This window comes from Novosphingobium aeonii (genome assembly GCF_052279045.1).
Taxonomy (GTDB): Bacteria; Pseudomonadota; Alphaproteobacteria; order Sphingomonadales; family Sphingomonadaceae; genus Novosphingobium.
On sequence record NZ_CP176833.1, the window covers coordinates 1693342 to 1709768 of the forward strand.

18 protein-coding genes and 1 pseudogene are annotated in these 16427 nt (G+C 61.2%); 14 read left to right on the top strand and 5 right to left on the bottom strand.

Features of this window, described 5'->3' with window-relative positions:
• Positions 1–225: 225 nt before the first annotated feature.
• Together ACLIMP_RS22840 and ACLIMP_RS22845 are read right to left on the bottom strand one after the other, a co-directional pair.
• A complete protein-coding gene (locus tag ACLIMP_RS22840; RefSeq protein ID WP_443478417.1) occupies positions 226–1155 on the bottom strand; it encodes an NAD(P)H-hydrate dehydratase in 930 nt (309 codons plus the stop codon).
• Complete coding sequence (locus tag ACLIMP_RS22845; protein WP_186000031.1) at positions 1148–1921, bottom strand: histidine phosphatase family protein; 774 nt, start codon at positions 1919–1921, stop codon at positions 1148–1150. The genes ACLIMP_RS22840 and ACLIMP_RS22845 overlap by 8 nt, the downstream gene beginning before the upstream one ends.
• A 221-nt stretch (positions 1922–2142) precedes the next feature.
• Here ACLIMP_RS22845 and ACLIMP_RS22850 point away from each other — a divergent pair, with 221 nt between their 5' ends.
• The 5 genes from ACLIMP_RS22850 (at position 2143) to ACLIMP_RS22870 (ending at position 6237) form a co-directional block, all read left to right on the top strand.
• Positions 2143–2598 (top strand): pyridoxamine 5'-phosphate oxidase family protein, encoded by a 456-nt coding sequence (locus ACLIMP_RS22850; protein ID WP_185999036.1) that lies wholly within the window; start codon positions 2143–2145, stop codon positions 2596–2598.
• A gap of 10 nt (positions 2599–2608) precedes the next feature.
• Positions 2609–3049: a GFA family protein gene (locus ACLIMP_RS22855; protein ID WP_185999037.1), complete on the top strand. Its 441-nt coding sequence runs from the start codon at positions 2609–2611 to the stop codon at positions 3047–3049.
• A gap of 164 nt (positions 3050–3213) precedes the next feature.
• Complete coding sequence (locus ACLIMP_RS22860) at positions 3214–4134, top strand: TIGR03557 family F420-dependent LLM class oxidoreductase (protein WP_443478418.1); 921 nt, start codon at positions 3214–3216, stop codon at positions 4132–4134.
• Positions 4135–4396: 262 nt separating this feature from the next.
• Positions 4397–5500, top strand: coding sequence for a DUF3182 family protein (locus ACLIMP_RS22865; protein ID WP_185999039.1), 1104 nt, complete (start codon positions 4397–4399; stop codon positions 5498–5500).
• Positions 5497–6237 (top strand): alpha/beta hydrolase family protein, encoded by a 741-nt coding sequence (locus ACLIMP_RS22870; RefSeq protein ID WP_185999040.1) that lies wholly within the window; start codon positions 5497–5499, stop codon positions 6235–6237. Before ACLIMP_RS22865 ends, ACLIMP_RS22870 begins: the two co-directional genes overlap by 4 nt.
• 26 nt (positions 6238–6263) lie before the next feature.
• Here the strand turns inward: ACLIMP_RS22870 and ACLIMP_RS22875 are convergent, their stop codons facing one another.
• Positions 6264–7139 carry a UdgX family uracil-DNA binding protein gene (locus ACLIMP_RS22875; protein WP_185999041.1) on the bottom strand — a complete coding sequence of 292 codons (876 nt, stop codon included), beginning with the start codon at positions 7137–7139 and terminating at the stop codon, positions 6264–6266.
• 71 nt (positions 7140–7210) lie between these two features.
• The gene (locus ACLIMP_RS22880) at positions 7211–7507 is read right to left on the bottom strand and encodes a plasmid stabilization protein (protein WP_185999042.1); all 297 of its coding nucleotides are present in this window, start codon (positions 7505–7507) and stop codon (positions 7211–7213) included.
• A 142-nt stretch (positions 7508–7649) separates the two neighbouring features.
• Here ACLIMP_RS22880 and ACLIMP_RS22885 point away from each other — a divergent pair, with 142 nt between their 5' ends.
• From ACLIMP_RS22885 to istB, 8 genes and pseudogenes are all read left to right on the top strand, one after another.
• On the top strand, positions 7650–8450 hold the full coding sequence (locus ACLIMP_RS22885) for a nucleotidyltransferase family protein (RefSeq protein WP_443478419.1): 801 nt from the start codon (positions 7650–7652) through the stop codon (positions 8448–8450).
• Complete coding sequence (locus ACLIMP_RS22890) at positions 8434–9171, top strand: metallophosphoesterase family protein (RefSeq protein WP_185999043.1); 738 nt, start codon at positions 8434–8436, stop codon at positions 9169–9171. Before ACLIMP_RS22885 ends, ACLIMP_RS22890 begins: the two co-directional genes overlap by 17 nt.
• 348 nt (positions 9172–9519) lie before the next feature.
• A complete protein-coding gene (locus ACLIMP_RS22895) occupies positions 9520–10062 on the top strand; it encodes an MgtC/SapB family protein (protein ID WP_443478420.1) in 543 nt (180 codons plus the stop codon).
• A gap of 381 nt (positions 10063–10443) precedes the next feature.
• Positions 10444–11271 carry a PPK2 family polyphosphate kinase gene (locus ACLIMP_RS22900; protein ID WP_185999045.1) on the top strand — a complete coding sequence of 276 codons (828 nt, stop codon included), beginning with the start codon at positions 10444–10446 and terminating at the stop codon, positions 11269–11271.
• 535 nt (positions 11272–11806) lie between these two features.
• Complete coding sequence (locus ACLIMP_RS22905; protein ID WP_185999046.1) at positions 11807–11989, top strand: hypothetical protein; 183 nt, start codon at positions 11807–11809, stop codon at positions 11987–11989.
• A 62-nt stretch (positions 11990–12051) separates the two neighbouring features.
• On the top strand, positions 12052–12309 hold the full coding sequence (locus tag ACLIMP_RS22910; RefSeq protein WP_185999047.1) for a hypothetical protein: 258 nt from the start codon (positions 12052–12054) through the stop codon (positions 12307–12309).
• A 209-nt stretch (positions 12310–12518) separates the two neighbouring features.
• Positions 12519–13103, top strand: a complete 585-nt coding sequence (locus ACLIMP_RS22915; RefSeq protein ID WP_185999048.1) for a Mu transposase domain-containing protein — start codon at positions 12519–12521, stop codon at positions 13101–13103.
• A 31-nt stretch (positions 13104–13134) separates the two neighbouring features.
• Positions 13135–13935 (top strand): annotated as a pseudogene (gene istB / locus ACLIMP_RS22920) (IS21-like element helper ATPase IstB).
• Between the two features lie 90 nt (positions 13936–14025).
• Here istB and ACLIMP_RS22925 read toward each other — a convergent pair.
• Positions 14026–14430, bottom strand: a complete 405-nt coding sequence (locus tag ACLIMP_RS22925) for a MarR family winged helix-turn-helix transcriptional regulator (RefSeq protein ID WP_186000033.1) — start codon at positions 14428–14430, stop codon at positions 14026–14028.
• Positions 14431–14517: 87 nt separating this feature from the next.
• On the opposite strand from ACLIMP_RS22925, the gene ACLIMP_RS22930 reads away from it, so the two are divergent.
• On the top strand, positions 14518–16275 hold the full coding sequence (locus ACLIMP_RS22930) for a chloride channel protein (protein WP_185999049.1): 1758 nt from the start codon (positions 14518–14520) through the stop codon (positions 16273–16275).
• The last annotated feature ends 152 nt before the right edge of the window (positions 16276–16427 follow it).

Consider the following 16427-nt stretch of genomic DNA (forward strand, 5'->3'; position numbering starts at 1 on the left):
CATGAGAACGGGGTTGTCACGAGAGGTGCCATGGCTTCAGGCCTCATGTACCGCACGCGCTGAACGAATTATTCGTAGGACAGTTCCATAAGCTCTGGCCGGGATGGGCCGAGTGCTGCAAATGGTTGTCTCGCTCTATGCGCGCCAAAATGCGGAGCCGATTGCCCAACTCATGCACATGACGCAGACAAGGCCGGAACAGCGTACAGTACGCGTAGCCGGCCTTCAGCAATCGGGTGTGGTATCCATCACCTTTGGCAAAACCGCCAGCAGTTCGCGCGCGAGGTAGCCCACTGGACCGATCGTCTCCTCGCACTGCCGTCCAGCCTCACCGTGCAGCCATACCGCCCAGAGCGCAGCTTCCCACGGGGCTAATCCCCGAGCCAGCAATGCCCCGACGATCCCCGCCAGCACATCGCCTGAACCGCCGGTCGCCAGGCCGATGTTTCCGCCAGTATAGGCGAAACAGTTGCCTGCAGGGTTGGCAACCAGCGTAGTGCCGCCTTTCAAGACGACGACGGCATGGAACCGCTTCGCGGCCTGCCCCACAGCGGCGATCCTGTCACGTTCTATCTCGCTTGGCTCGCACCCCAGCAGGCCTGCCATCTCGCCGAGGTGAGGCGTGACTATGCAAGGCGTCCTGCGTGCCTGCAAGCGCGCGGCGTGATCGCCCAAGGTCATCAGCGCAGAGGCATCGATCACTAGACCCCGCTCCCCGGCACCTGACACGGAGCCGGCCATTACGTCGAGAACCGCGCCGATCAGGCGAGAAGCGTGGCGTGCACATGCCATCGCCGGTCCGACGACGACTGCGTCGCAGCGCGCCAGATCGGGGGCCAGCACTTCGGCATCAACGTCGATCTCGCCCGTAAAACCCTCTGCCAGAGGCAACATGCCCGCCTCCGGAAACAGCACGCCGATGGATATGACGGCCGAGGCTATAGTGCCGATGCGTACTTTGCCGGCACCGGCGCGCAAGGCCGCCTCCGCCGTCAACCGAATGCCGCCGGGAACCTGCAGGCAGCCGCCAATGACCAACACCCGCCCGCGCGCGTTCTTGTCGACATCTCCCGACGGCATCGGCATGGGATGGGCGCGAATCCACGCCGCATCGAGCGGAGGGCAACTGATCTTCTCGTCGATCCGCTCAGCCACGGGCTGCGATCATCGGATCCGGCTCGTGGGTGGCGGGGGTTCCCTCTCGCTCCAACGGCGCGATGACATTGTACCGCTCCAGCGTAAGCCGCCCGGCTTGCGCATCGAAGCGGTACTGGGTGACGCTGCAATTGGCGACGTCTCCCTCCGCATCGATAGCCAGGATTTCCGCTTCGCTCATGTTTTCGATAACATAGCGCATGCAGAGCACGACCACCTGATGAGCGACAATCATCACTCGCCGCCCGGCGTAGTGCAATGAAACCGTATCCAACAGCGCGCGCAGGCGGAAGATCACATCCACCCAGCTCTCACCGCCCGGCGGCCGGTGGTAGAATTTGCCTAGCACCTTTCGGAAATCAGCCTGCTCGGGCTGCAAGGCGCGAATGCCCGCGGTGGTCAATCCGTCAAGAATGCCGAACTCCTTTTCGCGCAGTCGCTCATCCAGGCAAATCTTGAGATCCAGCGCGCATCCGCCTGCCTCTCGGAATATCTTCCCGGTTTGCAGCGCACGCAAATAAGGGCTGGAGAGTATAACTTCGGGTCGGTGGCCCTCTTCGCCCTGCGCGAACCAGTGTCCCAGCGCTCGCGCTTGATCCATGCCCAGCGCCGAGAGCGGCACGTCCACATCGCGATGGTCCAGCGCGATGCGGTGCATTCCGTTTGCATGGGCCATGTCCCGCGCGACATTGCCCGCGCTCTGGCCATGGCGGATGAGCCAGAGGACAGTGGGCCAGCGGGGCGATCGGTTTGCCGGGCTCTCCATCTCCCCTAAACGGAGGCCCAGCGAACTGGTTCCGACCCATAGCCTTGATCGTCTGAGTTGATCCCGCGGCGGCAATTGCTGCCTCACTTTGGCCGTGTGGCTGGCGGGGGTCCCGGCCAACTATTTATGCGACAGGCAGAGCGATATTTCTGAAGGCGGCGAGAGCAGAGTCCGCGTCTTGTGCGTTTGACATGCGTATCCGATTTCAGAGGAACGCACTCATGACGAAGACGCTCAAGGATCTTTCCGAAAAGATGAAGGACATCGACTTCGCGATGCTGGCCACGCATACCCAGAACGGCGCGATCGCCGCGCGGCCCATGAGCAACAACCGGGACGTCGAATACGATGGCGATGCCTGGTTCTTCACCGAAGAGAAGACCCGGATGGTTTCCGATATCGCAAGCAATGCCGCGGTCACGCTCAGCTATCAGGGCAAGTCCGGATTTCTTGGCCACCGTCCTTTCTTTCTCGCCGTCGAAGGTCGCGCCACCCTGATCCGCGAAAAGTCCGCACTTGCCGAACACTGGACCGAAGGCCTCAACCGGTGGTGGCCGGACGGTGTGGAAACGCCCGGCCTCGTGCTGATCAAGGTCAGCGGCGAACGCGCGCACTACTGGGACGGAGAGGAAGAAGGCGAGGTCATGCTTGCCCCCGCCTCTTCGTCCGCAAGCTAGGGATACCGACATGAGGTTTTTGACAGGAGGCTGTGCATGCGGCGCGATCCGATACAGGCTCCTGTCGACACCTTACGACACCGGCTGGTGTCATTGCCGGCTCTGCAGGCAAGTCTCGGGTTCGATCGGCATGGTCTTCACCACTCTGCCGACGGTCGACCTTGTCATTGATCTGGGCTCGGAAGTTATCGGCAGTTTCGCCTCCACTCGCTTCGGCCGGAGACAGTTTTGCAGGCTTTGCGGAGCGCCGCTGACCATCCACGTGCGTTACCAGCCGGACGAGATCGACATCGCAGTCGGTTCTCTCGATCAGCCGGAAGCGGTACAGCCCGGCTTTCGTCTATACGTCTCGCAAGCGCCGGCCTGGGCGCTGGCGAACGACGAGTTACCCCGGTTTTCCGCCCTGCGGCCCAATACCCGAGGCCTCGAACCCGGCCAAACCGAAGCGTAGCGGCTCGCGCTTGAACTGTGCCGTGACGATGCACGCCGGGATGCGCTGTAAAGACGATCAGCACCACATCCCGAGCGAACCCACGGCACCATGAGGCGTTGAGACGAAGCAAGGCCCGGAGATGAACAGGGAGAGGATCCATGGCGCATTTCGGATATAAGCTAATGAGCGAGGAGCACGGACCCAAGGCCCTCGTCAGCAACGCTCTCGCCGCCGAACGGGCGGGTTTCGATTTCGTGTCGATTTCCGATCACTACCACCCGTGGCTCTTCGATCAGGGGCATGCGTCCTTCGCCTGGAGCGTGCTCGGCGCGATTGCGCACGCGACCTCCAAAGTCGGAATCACGACCGGGTTGACTTGCCCCATCATCCGGTACCACCCGGTAATCGTCGCGCAGGCTGCTGCGACCATCGCGGTGATGAGCGACAATCGATTTTCCCTTGCCGTTGGCGCAGGCGAACGTCTCAACGAGCATGTGACGGGCGATCTTTGGCCATCAATCCCTGAACGCCACGCCATGCTTGAAGAGGCCATCGACATCTTTCGTCTCCTGTGGACGCAGGGCGCGCACAATTTTCAGGGCGCCTACTTCACGGTGGATCACGCACAGGTTTTCGATCTGCCGAGCAAACCCGTTCCCATTGTTCTTGGCGTCAGCGGCCCGGCATCGATCGAGCTGGCCCGGTCCAAAACCGACGGTATCATGACGACGGATGCCGATCCGGAAATTGCGCGCGGATTCCCGAATGGCACCAAATACGTCGAAGTCGCCCTCGCCTACGCGCCAAGCGAGGAAGAGGGGCGAGAGACCGCGCATAATCGCTTTCGCTTTTCGGCCTTCGGCTGGTCGGTCAACAGTGAGATACCGACGGTCGAAGGCTTCGAGACCGCGACGAGGTTCGTGCGGCCGGACGATCTTGTCGACAAGATCCCTGCAGGCCCCGATCCAGACCAGCATCTGGAGGCCATCGGCAAAGCGATCGACGCCGGTTTCGATCACATAGTGCTGACCGGCATCGGGCCGGATCAGGCAGGCTTCATCCGCTTTTTCGAGGAAAAACTGCGCCCGCGCCTGCGCGGTTAGCCGTTTGCATCAGCGGTTTGCGCGGTCGCCGGGGTGGCAAGGAGCGCTGGCCCAAACCTCGTTCCTGTCCAGCAAATCCCGGGCGGGATGGAGGTTGCCGCTGCCGACCTTCAAGGCAGCGTCGAGGAAAACGTCCGGGTTGTCTCGTCCGATTGTCGTTGCGCCGCCTTTCGCCAACGATCGAAAGATGGGCCGCCAGGCATCCCCGCCTCGTCTCGCGCGTTACCGCCGATGGTGACTAAGCAACATATGGCGGACATCGATGGGTGCGGATTTTTCCGAGGCAAACCCGGCACCGGACCAGCACGATAACCAGCATGACTGGGCATCCCGGCATGAAGTGGCGCGGCGACTGGCGGGTTTGTGCCGCGGCGTTTCTTGCCAAGAGCATGACCGGATCACCTGCTTTGACGGTGAGGGTCAACCCAGACCCTATTTCATTCCCAGCGACACTCTTCTTACCACTCAAGCCGGCGAACTGGGCATTGCGTGTGAGGGCGATCTCTATGGCGGCGTGGTGCCTTTCCGTTTCATCGCGACAAAGGCCGTCGGCCATCCGCTCGTGCGGGGCGCGCGCGCAGTGCCCGAAGGTTGGAACGAGGGTTTGGGTAAAGCCTTGGGTGAAACGGTGCTTCCGGGCTTTTCCACGTTCGATCTGGCTGACGCTCTAGCCGCGGGAACCGCTCTGCTGGAATCCGGCCCCGTCCGCATCAAGCCGGTGGAAGCCACCGCAGGGCGTGGACAAGTGGTGGTCCGTAGTCCGGACGAACTGGAAGCCGCGCTGAGCCGCCTGAACCCCGGTCAGGTCCGCCGAGAGGGGCTTGTGCTGGAACAGAACCTTGTCGATGTAAAAACCTTCAGCATCGGATCGAGCAAGATTTTCGACCGCAGCATCGCGTATTGGGGAACTCAGGCGATCACTGTCGATCGCCGCGGACAGACCGTTTACGGCGGCACGCGCCTTCATGCTGTCCGCGGCGGATTGGCGGAACTTGCCGCCCGCGATTTTTCCCACGAACTGGCCGAAGCGATCGAGAAGGCCCGTCATTACGACCGGACGATCTTTGAAGGCTTTTCAGGGATGTTCGCATCGCGACGGAATTACGATGTTGCCAGCGGACGGGACCATCTGGGTCGCAGCCGCATTGGCGTGCTGGAACAGAGCTGGCGGGTCGGCGGAGCGACACCGGCAGAGATCACCGCGTTTGAGCGCTTCGCCGCAGACCCGCAGTGCGATGACGTGATTTGCGCCACCGTCGAAGTCCATGGAGACTGTGACGCTGCGCCGCCGGGCGCCATCGTCTACTATGCGGGGGTCGACCCGGTCGCCGGCCCGATGACGAAGTATGTGATGGTGATCGAATGAAGACGAAGCATCCAGTCAGGCTCGAAATCAGTGGCCAGACGTTGGACGGAACGGTCCTGACCCCGGCGAAGCTAACCCCCGGCGTACTGTTCATTCACGGCTGGGGTGGATGCCAGGAGCAGGACCTGGCGCGGGCGGAAGAAATCGCGCAGCTGGGATGCGTGTGCTTTACCTTCGATTTACGCGGTCACGCCCGCCATGATGAGGACCGAAATCGCGTCACTCGTTCTGATGGTCTGGCAGACGTGACCGCAGCCTACGATTTCCTCGTCTCGCAACCGGGTGTCGATCTATCTGCCATTGCCGTGGTCGGCACCAGTTACGGGGGATATCTGGCGGCTTTGCTGACCGCCGAACGCCGTGTGGCGTGGCTTGCCCTGCGCGTTCCAGCACTTTACCCGGATTCCGAATGGGATGTGCCCAAGGCTCTTCTCGATCGCACCGAAATCGATCGTTATCGCAGCCACTTCCGCAGCGGCCATCAGGACCGCGCGCTGGCCGCGTGCGAAGCGTTTGCCGGTGATGTCCTGATCGTGGAGTCCGAACACGACGATTACGTCCCGCACGCCGCGATCAGTTCGTACATGGCTTCGTTCCGCCGCAGCCGTTCGCTTAATTACCGCATTTTGAAAGGGGCAGATCACGCGCTGCAAGATGAAAAGCAGCGCAAAACCTACAACACGCTGCTGATAAACTGGGTGGAGGAACGGGTCCGCGAAAGCCGGCGTCCATCCTGACGGGCCGTTCTCCATTCTCGTCCGCTCTATCCAAGACGCACCGCCCGGTGCAGATCGTGGACCAGCCTCGCGTGTTCGGCCGCCCTGTCATTCGCGCCGCGAATGCGCAGCAGGAAACTGGGATGAACGGTAGCGACCAGACGGTGCCCTTCCCACTCCCCTACTTCGCCGCGTAGCGAAGCGAGCGTCTGCCGCCGACCGGTGACGGCCTGTAGCGCTACGGCGCCGAGTGTGACAATCGTGGGAGCGTCGACCAGCCGAATTTCTTCCGCCAGCCACCATCGGTAGTGGGCAATCTCGTCGGTCTTGGGGCGCTGATGCAATCGGCGCTTGCCCCGCTGCACGAACTTGAAGCGCTTGACGGCATTTGTGACGAAGACCTCGTCCCAGGGCATCCCGGCTTCCTGCAGGCATTCGTCCAGCAATCGGCCGGCGGGGCCTACGAAGGGATGGCCGGTGCGATCCTCGTGATCTCCGGGTTGCTCGCCGACTAGCATCACGCGGGCATGGGGCGGTCCTTCGCCGGGCACGAGATGGTCGGAAAACTCAGCGGAAGGGGCAACGTCCTCCCGCGCCAAAGCGCGATAAAGGCTTTGGAGGTCATCGAAATGACGCTCAACCGGGAGTTCCTTCGAGCGGAGAAGCGTTGCCCTTCCCGGTTCGCCGGCTCTTGCCCGGAAGGCATCAGGATTTACCCTTGTCCCCTCGCCTTCATGAATGTTGCCCGGCGGTGCCGCACCCTCCTTGCTTTCCCCCATCCCCTCGCTGTTACCATGCGGGTCGGTCGCGGACCTCGGTGGTTTACCCTTGGTCACCGGGGGGCGGATCATCTCGTTTTCCACTTCCCGGTTCTTCGGCCGTGTCTTGGCTGCATCACCGGGCCGGTCCTCATTGTCGCTCATATTGCATCTCCTAGGGAAGAGTGCAGAAGCGCGTTACATCTCCCTGCAGTTCGGTAGGTCGGGCCAAAGCGTCAGCCGCCGGCACGCTTTCGGCGTGTTTCCCACCCCTTCTTCGCGGCGGCGGACCGGTCAGCGTGGCTTTGCGAAGAACCTCCAATGCGGCCGCCCTTGCGCGAAGACGCGTGACTTTCCTTCTTACCGCGGCCGGAGCCGGACTTTTTCCCGCCACCAGATTCCTTGTTCACGGTCGCCCAGGCGCGGCGTGCCGCTTCCTTTTCGCTGACGCCGCGATCTTCGTAGCCTTCTTCGATATGTTCGGCTTTGCGCTTTTGCTTGTCGGTGTAACTCGACTTGTCGCCTCTCGGCATGATGTCTCTCCCACTGGGTTTGCAGGGAGAACGCATGTCCTGCCCGCCTGGATTCAATCTCAATGGGGCTCGCAGGTTCCCACCGATCACCGCGAGGGAACCCGCGGCTCCGGTCTCGGTTGATCACGCGAGAGGATGCGCCGTGGCTACAGTCTCCGTCCCAGACGACCCGCACCGTGAAGAGCACAGCTTCGATCCACCGTCTAACGCGGTTGAGTTCTATGCGCACAGCCTGCAATTGCTGGCGGGCTGGGATATTCCCTACCTGCTTTCAGGTACTTACGCCCTGACTTGCCACACCGGCTTGGTTCGCCCCACTAAGGATATCGACATCTTCTGCAAGCCCGGCGATGCGCCGCGCCTGCTGGCGCGCTTCAAGGCGGAAGGCTACCGCGTCACGGTTGAGGACGAACGGTGGATTGCCAAAGTCTGGTCTGGCGAAGCGTTCTTCGACGTGATCTTCAACATGTCTTCCGCATCGATCCCGATCACGGATTCCTGGTTTGGCGAGATTTTCACCGCGCAAGTCTACGGCACGCAGATACGTATAACCCCGCCCACCGAATTCATTGTTTCCAAGGCCTTCATCCAGGACCGCTACCGGTACGACGGCGCCGATGTCGCCCATACAATCCTTCGCCGGCACGAAGATATCGACTGGCACCGCCTGCTGTCACTGATGGAACTCCACTGGGAAGTGCTGCTGCTTCATGTGCTCAATTTCCGCTTCATCTATCCGACCGAACGCGATCTGATCCCGCGCTGGCTGTTCGATACGTTGATCGAGCGCATTCGCGCGCAGGCGGAACTGCCACCCGCGGAAGTGCGCATCTGCCGTGGCAGGCTGTTCTCTCCGCGCGACTACCTCACCGACATCAGCGAGTGGGGATTTGCCGATCTTGTCGGGAAAGGATTGGACGAGAAGCATGAACGCCACCACTGAACCTGCGCCCCCGCTGCGACTGGCCGCCATCGGCGACCTTCATGTCACCGACGACGACACCCGGCGGTATCGCGACCTGTTCCAGGAAATATCCCGCAATGCCGATGTTCTGGCGCTTTGCGGCGACCTCACCAACTTCGGCAAAGCGAGCGAGGCGGAGCGGTTGGCAGAAGATCTGCGAGGCTGCTCGATCCCGATGGTGGGGGTGTTGGGAAACCACGATTACGAATGCGGCATCCCCGAAACGGTAGCGCAGATCCTGTGCCAGGCAGGAGTCAGGATCCTGGACGATCAGGCGGTCGAGATCGAGGGCGTGGGATTTGCCGGGGTCAAGGGTTTCGTCGGCGGCTTCGGGCGCGGCGAACTGGGTGCTTTCGGAGAAACGGCAATCAAGACTTTCGTGGATGAGGCCATCGGCGAAGCTCGAAAGCTGGAGAACGGCCTGCGGTCGCTGCGAACCGATCGCGCCGTTGCCGTCCTGCACTATGCACCCGTGGTGGAAACCGTCGCGGGAGAACCGCCAGAGATATTTCCGTTTCTGGGCTCATCACGTCTGGCCGATGCGGTGGACCGGTTCGAGAATGTCAAAGCCGTCGTCCATGGCCATGCCCATCGCGGCACTTACGAAGGGCATACGATGCGCGGCATTCCGGTCTACAACTGCGCGCAGTTCGTGGTCTCCGAACGGTTCGGCCGGCCCTATGCGATTTTGGAAATCTGACGATGACGGTGGCTGCATCGCGATTTTCCTGACTTTTACTGGCCCGAGACCTAGCTTCAGAGCTAATACAGTCAGGCGATCCTCTCCGAGCAGCTTAACGTCTTCGCTTGGTTCGACGAAGCACGCGCAGTTATGTCGCTCGGATCTGAGGATCATCGCGGCATGAGCGAAACTTCTCCGTTTGGGGTCTGAGGCGAAGAAGAGGCCAAGCGACGCTTAAAGATGAACGAATAGGCCAGCCCGGCGTTTCCGCTTCAGTTACATCATCGCAGCTTTACAGCGAACGTCGATAGGTATTCGTCCCGCAATTACATACAAGCGATGGTCAAGACATGGATGGGCGCCAAAATGCTTGAAGATGATCTGGTCACCACACTCATGCGGCTCGGCCTCGCGACCGTGTTGGGTCTTGCGCTTGGATTTGAGCGGGAGCGACGAGGTCATGATGCAGGCCTGCGAACGCACGGCTTGGTGGCGCTCAGTTCGGGCATGCTTACCCTTTCCGCGCTAGAACTGGTTGAAACGCATGGCGAGGGCGATCCCGTCAGAGTGATTCAGGGGCTCGCCCAAGCCATCGGATTTATCGCCGGCGGCCTTATTTTCGTGCGCGGGGGAGACGTGCGCAATATGACGACTGCAGCCAGTCTCTGGATGGCAGCTGCCATTGGAATAACCGCCGGCGCCGGCCAATACGTTCTGGTTCTGGCCGGCACCGTATTGGCGCTGACGTTACTCGCGGCTGTGACCGTCGTGGAACGGTTTTTCCCACATCGCAACAGCGACTCCAACTGCTCGGAAGAAATACAGATGCCGAACCGCCGCGGCTCCTCTTCGCAACCCTCCCAGCCTGATGGCAGCGAACAGAGGCCATCGGCGCGCGACGAACGATAGCTTTGGTGCGGATCAGGCCAAAGATCCTATGAGCACAAGAAGCTTCAAGGGCATGAGAGCTGCATCCGCTGCAGCGATCCGACGAAGCAGTCATGCTCGATCTCGGCTAGCAACCCCATCTCATCCCTGACGTTTAGTATTCCATGCGAGGCTAGGAGCTGAGGCACCGCAATGAAGCCTCCGGCGGAGAAAATCATGAAATGCGCAGCCGCAGAGGAGCTAGACGCGGCTTTCGAACTCTCAGTCGAAGGATCTGGGATCATGCGTTGTAGAGAAGATTGCTCGACTTCCGGCAGATCGCGTCAACGAGGTGATGTCCTCGGCAGTGCGGGAAAAGTCGATGGAACTTCAATTCGTCTGATTGCGACTTAGGTCAACTGCATGGGGTTCGCCGGCAAATTCCGCGTCCATCCGCACGACACAGTGCACCTTGGCGCGCTCGGGACCCGAGCTTGCCGCAGCATGGAGCGAATTCCTACCAAGGCAAAAACCAGGCGACTGGTCGAGAGTATCGGCGATTCCCAGTACCTTCTCTATGCAGGTGCCGATCGGTCGCTACTGATTGTGCTGCAAGGTCCGGACGCGTCGGGAAAAGACGGTCTGATCCGACATGTATTTTCTGGCGTGAACCCGCAAGGCGTCAAAGTCACGCCCTTCGGCGAACCAAGCGAGGCCGAGGCACGTCATGATTTCCTGTGGCGGGTGCATCGGCGGGCACCCGCAAAAGGCGAGATCGCGATATTCAATCGCTCACATTACGAGGCGGTACTCGCAGAGCGGGTGCGCAAATTGGTGCCGCGGGAAATCTGGGCCGAACGCTATGCGCTGATCAATTCATTCGAAGCACTTCTCGCCGAAAATGGCACTGAAATCTGCAAATTCTATTTGAACATCTCGGCCGAGGAACAGCTCATGCGTTTCCGCCGCCGGTTGGAGGACAAGTCACGGCAATGGAAGATCGACGAGGCCGATTACAGCGACCGAAAGCTCTGGCGGGAATATCAGGCGGCGGCCGAAGAGATGCTACGGCGCACGAGTACGAAGATCGCGCCCTGGTACGTGATTCCGTCCGATCATAAATGGTTTCGTAATTATGCCGTCTCACGGATCATACTCCGATCGCTGCGACGGATGCGGCTTCGCACACCCCGGGTCCAGGCGGACATTGCGGAGATCAAGCGCAAATTTCACGATGCGGCGGGCGGATGAAGGAAGGTCAGAAGCTTTACCAATTTGGTGTCACCCTCACCGAGCTCGAGGCTGCCCGATCGCGGCCGCAAGGACGTGACTCCACCAGGCCCAGTGCCGCAAATGTGCAAAAGCCGGGCGCTCAGCCCGTCCGCGCGTAGCAAAGAGCGCGTTCGCGCCTGAGGGGGGGCCCTACCCGTTCTGCCCGCTATTCCGGGCCACCCAAGCGACTGAAAACTGCCCCCTCCGACCACTCCCGCACATCGGCTCGGCTTCAGACCCGACTTTAGATCGCAGCCTTTCCGCTGGAAGTATTGCACGTCAGCACATCGCGGCCCAATTGCCCCCGCCCGGATCCCGCCGCCCCCCCCCTTTTGCCCTCCTGTCAGCTCACCGTACGCTCAATTCAAAAAGTTCCCGAGATTTCTAATAATACTTGCCGCACCGTGAACACAACGAGACCTAATGGTCACTTTTGTTCACAGGATCCAAATCGCTTCTCGTGCAATTAGTATTCACCACGCACAAGCGCGGAAGTCGACTTCTGGAGACAACCATGAGTATCGAAGGCAAAGCCAAGGAAGCAGCCGGCTACGTCAAGGAAGAGCTGAACGAGCACGGCAAGTCGCCCGAGGCGCAGAAGAAGGCCCAGGAAGGGCGTGACCTGCGCAACGAGGGCCGCCTCGAGGACGGCAAGGCGCCCAAGACCTCGAAGCCGGGCGCCGAGAAGAGCGAATAAGCCAGGACGGGCCGGAGTGCTAGCCGCGCCGGCCCGGTCCCTACCCGAAAGAAGACGCCCGCATGTTTACGCAGCTCAATCCCACTGTTCCCCTTCACGTTGTCGGCAAAGGCGACGGCTACGCGATTGGGATCATCGACTACGGGCAGGAACACAACCTGATCTGGGTCACTGCGCTCGACAATTCGGGTGAGATATGGTGCGCGCCCAATGCGACCGTGCGACTGGGCAAAAACTGGACCATGGGCCGGCAGGAAAATCCCCTCATTACCCAGCACAAGCTCGCCGAAACCCCAGGTGAGCAGCGTTCGGCCTGCTGATGGTCTTGCGGCCGGAAGCACCAAGAGTTTCGATCGAGTGCTTAGAGCCCGCTTTTTTTTATCCTCTCTGGCCTGCGCGTCGCTGCAAGTTTCAACGCGAGGACAACTTTGCCCGAGAAATTCGCGGGTTAGGCCTTTTGGTCACTTGTACCGGCACCGACATGCCTCATAGTCGAGGCCTTCGTAAGAAGGGACAAGGGGACCGGCAGGTGCTACCCGAACCCGGCAACGGCGCCTGGCCTTCTCGCCCCCTTGGCTGGCGCCGTCCCTACCCCTTCGAAATCGCCCTCAGGCAGGTGACCGGGCTTACGCGTAGATACGGAAACCCGCGAGTTCATGCAACTACCGAACGTATCGTCAATGACGCTTTTGCGGAGAAAAAGCCGACCCTCCAGCTCCTGCCGTTGATCCCGTTCGGAGCGGTTCTCAAGCTCGAGCGCAGGATTAGCCACGAAGGCATGGTGAGCGTCGGTGGCAACTATTATTCGGTGCCCAATGTGACTCGCAAGCAGGTGGTCGCGGTCCACAGTTTGGCGGACGAGATCTGCATCTTCGAAGATGATCGGCTGATTGCTCGTCACCCTCTTCTCGAAGGGCCCGGCAGAGCTCGCTATTGGAAGGTCACCGTCGTCAATATCGGCCTAAAGACGAAAATCCGATTCCGCACGGCTTCAGCGGTGAACTTGTGTCGCGCCGCTCGCTCGACTTCTACGCCGCGGTCGCTCACCAGATGGCAACGACGGGAGCCGGCGCATGAACTCGCTGCTTCCCGATCCGACTGCATCGCTGCTTGATCGCATCAAGATCAGCATGGTTGGCCTCAAAATGCCGCGCGCCATCGAAGTGGTCGATACCTGCGTATCCCGTCTCGACCGCGGTGAAATTACCGCACTCGAAATGATCGAACAGCTTCTCCTCGAAGAACTTACGTTCCGCGAGGAACGACGCATCCGCACCGCTTTGCGGATGGGCCGGCTGAACACCATCAAGACACTCACCGGCTATGACTTCTCGTTCCAACCTTCGCTCGACAAGGCCCGTATCCTGGCGCTTGCCGAACTGAACTTCGTCGCGCGATGCGAGGTCGTTCATCTGCTTAGGCCCCCGGGCACCGGCAAGAGCCATCTTGCGAGCGCGCTCGGCCTCGAAGCTGTCAAAGCGGGAAAGAGCGTCTCGTTCATCACGCTCGCGGATCTGATCGGGGCGCTTGCAAAGGCGGAACGTGAGGGCTCCTTGCGGGAGCGGATCCGCTTCTACTGCAGGCCTTCCTTGCTGATCGTCGACGAGATCGGCTAACTTCCGGTGGTCCCGGCGGCGGCAATCTGTTGTTCCAGCTCGTCAATGCGCGATACGAAAAAGGGGCGATGATCCTCACCTCAAAACCGGGGCTTCGCGGAATGGGGCGAAATCTTCGGCAGTCCCGTGGTCGCCACCGCGCTGCTCGATCGATTGCTTCACCATGCCATCGTCATCCAGATCGACGGGTCAAGCTATCGCCTCAGGCACCACGCAGACCTGCTGCCCGAGCAAATCCGCTCGACCGCACGAATTACCCCGCCCGAACCAACGGAGCCTCAGCGTCGAGGCCGTCCGCCCAAATCAGGAGGTGCCTCCATGCCGTCTTGAACACTACGCCGCAAAGTGGGGAATTTTACTTTGCCCGTTTCGGGGAAAATTACAGTGTCGTTGACAACCGGTCATTAACCGGCCGCGGCGCTAATCAAACTGGTTGAGAATAGCCGATAGTGCCGGACGCAGACGCTGGATCTCGTCACGGTGCGCGGCAGACAGCTCTTCCAGGATCCCGAGAGCCTTGTCCGTCAGGCGGAGCAAGGCACGGCGACGGTCATTTTCGGTCGTTTCCCGCGTGATCAATCCCAGTGCCGCCAGCCGGTCGATCAATCCCGTCGCGCTGTGGGGCTTGAGCACCAGTTGCTCGGCGACATGCCCGACGGTCGCCTGATCGGGGTGCGCGGCGCGGATTGCCAGCAAGGCCTGATGCTGCTGCGGCGTCAACCCGACACGCGCGGCATGCGCCTCGCTGAACGCCAGAAACCGGCGGATCGTGTGCCGGAATTCTGCCAGCGCCGCGTAGTCGGCGTCCTCCAATGGGGTATCCATCGCCGTCACGGCGGTCTCCAAGGTTGTATTATATCGCATTGCGATATATCTGCTCCGCCAAGCGCGGCAGTAAGGCGATAGCAGAAGATGTCAGGTACACCCATTCGCTCCGGCGAAAGCCATCCCCTTGGCGACCACAGCGTCGATAGCCGAATGCCGCGGCTGGCCGTGATGGCCACGGTGGTTGGCGCTGGCGGAGCACTGGGTGCCTGGGTTCTGGTCAAGCTGATCGCCGTGGCCACGAACCTGTTCTGGTTCGCCCGCCTCTCGGCCGATACCGTTTCCATCACCGACGCCTCGGTGGGACTGATGGTGATCGCGATCCCGGTGATCGGCAGCCTGATCATCGGCCTGATGGCCCGCTTCGGCTCCGACAAGATCCGCGGCCACGGCATTCCGGAAGCGATCGAAACCATTCTCTATGGCGAAAGCCGCCTGTCCCTGAAGGTCGCCATTCTGAAGCCGCTCTCTTCGGCGATTTCGATCGGCAGCGGCGGCCCCTTCGGCGCGGAGGGGCCGATCATCATGACGGGCGGCGCCATCGGCTCCCTCTTCGCCCAGTGCTTTCATCTGAGCGCCGCCGAGCGCAAGACTCTGCTGGTCGCCGGCGCAGCAGCGGGCATGACCGCGATATTCGGCACACCGCTCGCCGCGATCCTGCTGGCCGTGGAAGTCCTGCTGTTCGAATGGAAGCCTCGCAGTTTCGTCCCGGTTGTGGTGGCGGCGATCATCTCCTATTCCTGCCGTCCCTATCTGCTCGGCGCGGGGCCGATGTTTGCCATGACCGCCCCTCTGCCCGGAACCTCCTGGGATCTGTTTGCCTCGGCCGCGCTTGGCATCGTGGTGGGCATCGAAGCCATGCTGCTCTCCACCTCGCTCTACCGCGTCGAAGACTTGTTCCACAGGCTGCCGCTGCACTGGATGTGGTGGCCGGCGATCGGCGCGATAGCGGTCGGCCTAGGCGGCCTTGGGGACGCCCGCGTGCTCGGCGCCGGTTACGCCAACATCGATGCACTGCTGAACGGTTCGCTGGCGCTGAAACTGGTCGTTTCGCTGCTGGTCATCAAGGCGCTGGTGTGGCTGATCGCCCTGGGTTCGGGCACATCGGGCGGGGTGCTGGCACCGCTTCTGATCCTGGGCGGCGCGGCGGGCTACCTTTTGGGACAGTTCCTGCCCGGAGAACCGTCGTTCTGGGCGATGATCGGCATGGCCGGCATCATGAGCGGCGCAATGCGCGCGCCGCTGACCGGCGCGCTATTCGCGGTCGAACTCACGGGCCATTTCGAGGCTATTCCCTGCACGATCGCCGCTGCCGCCGGCGCCTATGCCGTCAGCGTACTGTTCATGCGCCGATCGATCCTGACGGAAAAGATCGCCCGGCGCGGGCGGCACGTCCTTCAGGAATATACCGTCGATACGCTCGACTTGCTGCAGGCCGGCCAGATCATGACCCATGCCCCGGAAACCCTGCCCGCCTCCATGACGACCGCGCAGGCCGTGAGGTTCTTCGCCGAAGAAGCCCGACACCGCAGTTATCCCGTGGTGGACGCGGACAACCGTCTGGTCGGGATCGTTTCCCGTGCCGATGCGCTGCGCTGGCAAACAACAGCAGGCACGCAGGACGTTTCCCTGGGCGAGACGATCTCCGACGCCGACTTGCCTGTGGCTTTTCCTGAAACACCTGCTGGTTTGGTCGCTGACCTTATCATCGAGACGGGAATCGGCCGAATTCCGATCGTGGACCAAAGCAGCCGTAAGGTGGTGGGGCTGCTCTCACGGCAAGATCTCCTCAAAGTTCGCAGCGCATCCCGAATGGCGGAAGTTGGACGCTCACGCTTCGCTTGATTTGTCCGTCGATTCACATGGAACTGGCCGTAATGCGCGGTGGATTCAGCGGGTCACCGCAACACCTGCAATCTGAGAGGATTAGCAGACAGCGAAGGTAGTTCCACGAATCTGTTCACGTCGACACAGAAGATCGATTGTGGAAGCGGTGC

Excerpts from the sequence above, each read along its gene's own strand:
- ACLIMP_RS22845 (WP_186000031.1), bottom strand. The coding sequence starts at position 1,921 with ATGGAGAGCCCGGCAAACCGATCGCCCCGCTGGCCCACTGTCCTCTGG.
- ACLIMP_RS22850 (WP_185999036.1), top strand. The coding sequence starts at position 2,143 with ATGACGAAGACGCTCAAGGATCTTTCCGAAAAGATGAAGGACATCGAC.
- ACLIMP_RS22855 (WP_185999037.1), top strand. The coding sequence starts at position 2,609 with ATGAGGTTTTTGACAGGAGGCTGTGCATGCGGCGCGATCCGATACAGG.
- ACLIMP_RS22860 (WP_443478418.1), top strand. The coding sequence starts at position 3,214 with ATGAGCGAGGAGCACGGACCCAAGGCCCTCGTCAGCAACGCTCTCGCC.
- ACLIMP_RS22865 (WP_185999039.1), top strand. The coding sequence starts at position 4,397 with ATGGGTGCGGATTTTTCCGAGGCAAACCCGGCACCGGACCAGCACGAT.
- ACLIMP_RS22870 (WP_185999040.1), top strand. The coding sequence starts at position 5,497 with ATGAAGACGAAGCATCCAGTCAGGCTCGAAATCAGTGGCCAGACGTTG.
- ACLIMP_RS22875 (WP_185999041.1), bottom strand. The coding sequence starts at position 7,139 with ATGAGCGACAATGAGGACCGGCCCGGTGATGCAGCCAAGACACGGCCG.
- ACLIMP_RS22880 (WP_185999042.1), bottom strand. The coding sequence starts at position 7,507 with ATGCCGAGAGGCGACAAGTCGAGTTACACCGACAAGCAAAAGCGCAAA.
- ACLIMP_RS22890 (WP_185999043.1), top strand. The coding sequence starts at position 8,434 with ATGAACGCCACCACTGAACCTGCGCCCCCGCTGCGACTGGCCGCCATC.
- ACLIMP_RS22895 (WP_443478420.1), top strand. The coding sequence starts at position 9,520 with ATGCTTGAAGATGATCTGGTCACCACACTCATGCGGCTCGGCCTCGCG.
- ACLIMP_RS22900 (WP_185999045.1), top strand. The coding sequence starts at position 10,444 with ATGGGGTTCGCCGGCAAATTCCGCGTCCATCCGCACGACACAGTGCAC.
- ACLIMP_RS22905 (WP_185999046.1), top strand. The coding sequence starts at position 11,807 with ATGAGTATCGAAGGCAAAGCCAAGGAAGCAGCCGGCTACGTCAAGGAA.
- ACLIMP_RS22910 (WP_185999047.1), top strand. The coding sequence starts at position 12,052 with ATGTTTACGCAGCTCAATCCCACTGTTCCCCTTCACGTTGTCGGCAAA.
- ACLIMP_RS22925 (WP_186000033.1), bottom strand. The coding sequence starts at position 14,430 with ATGGATACCCCATTGGAGGACGCCGACTACGCGGCGCTGGCAGAATTC.
- ACLIMP_RS22930 (WP_185999049.1), top strand. The coding sequence starts at position 14,518 with ATGTCAGGTACACCCATTCGCTCCGGCGAAAGCCATCCCCTTGGCGAC.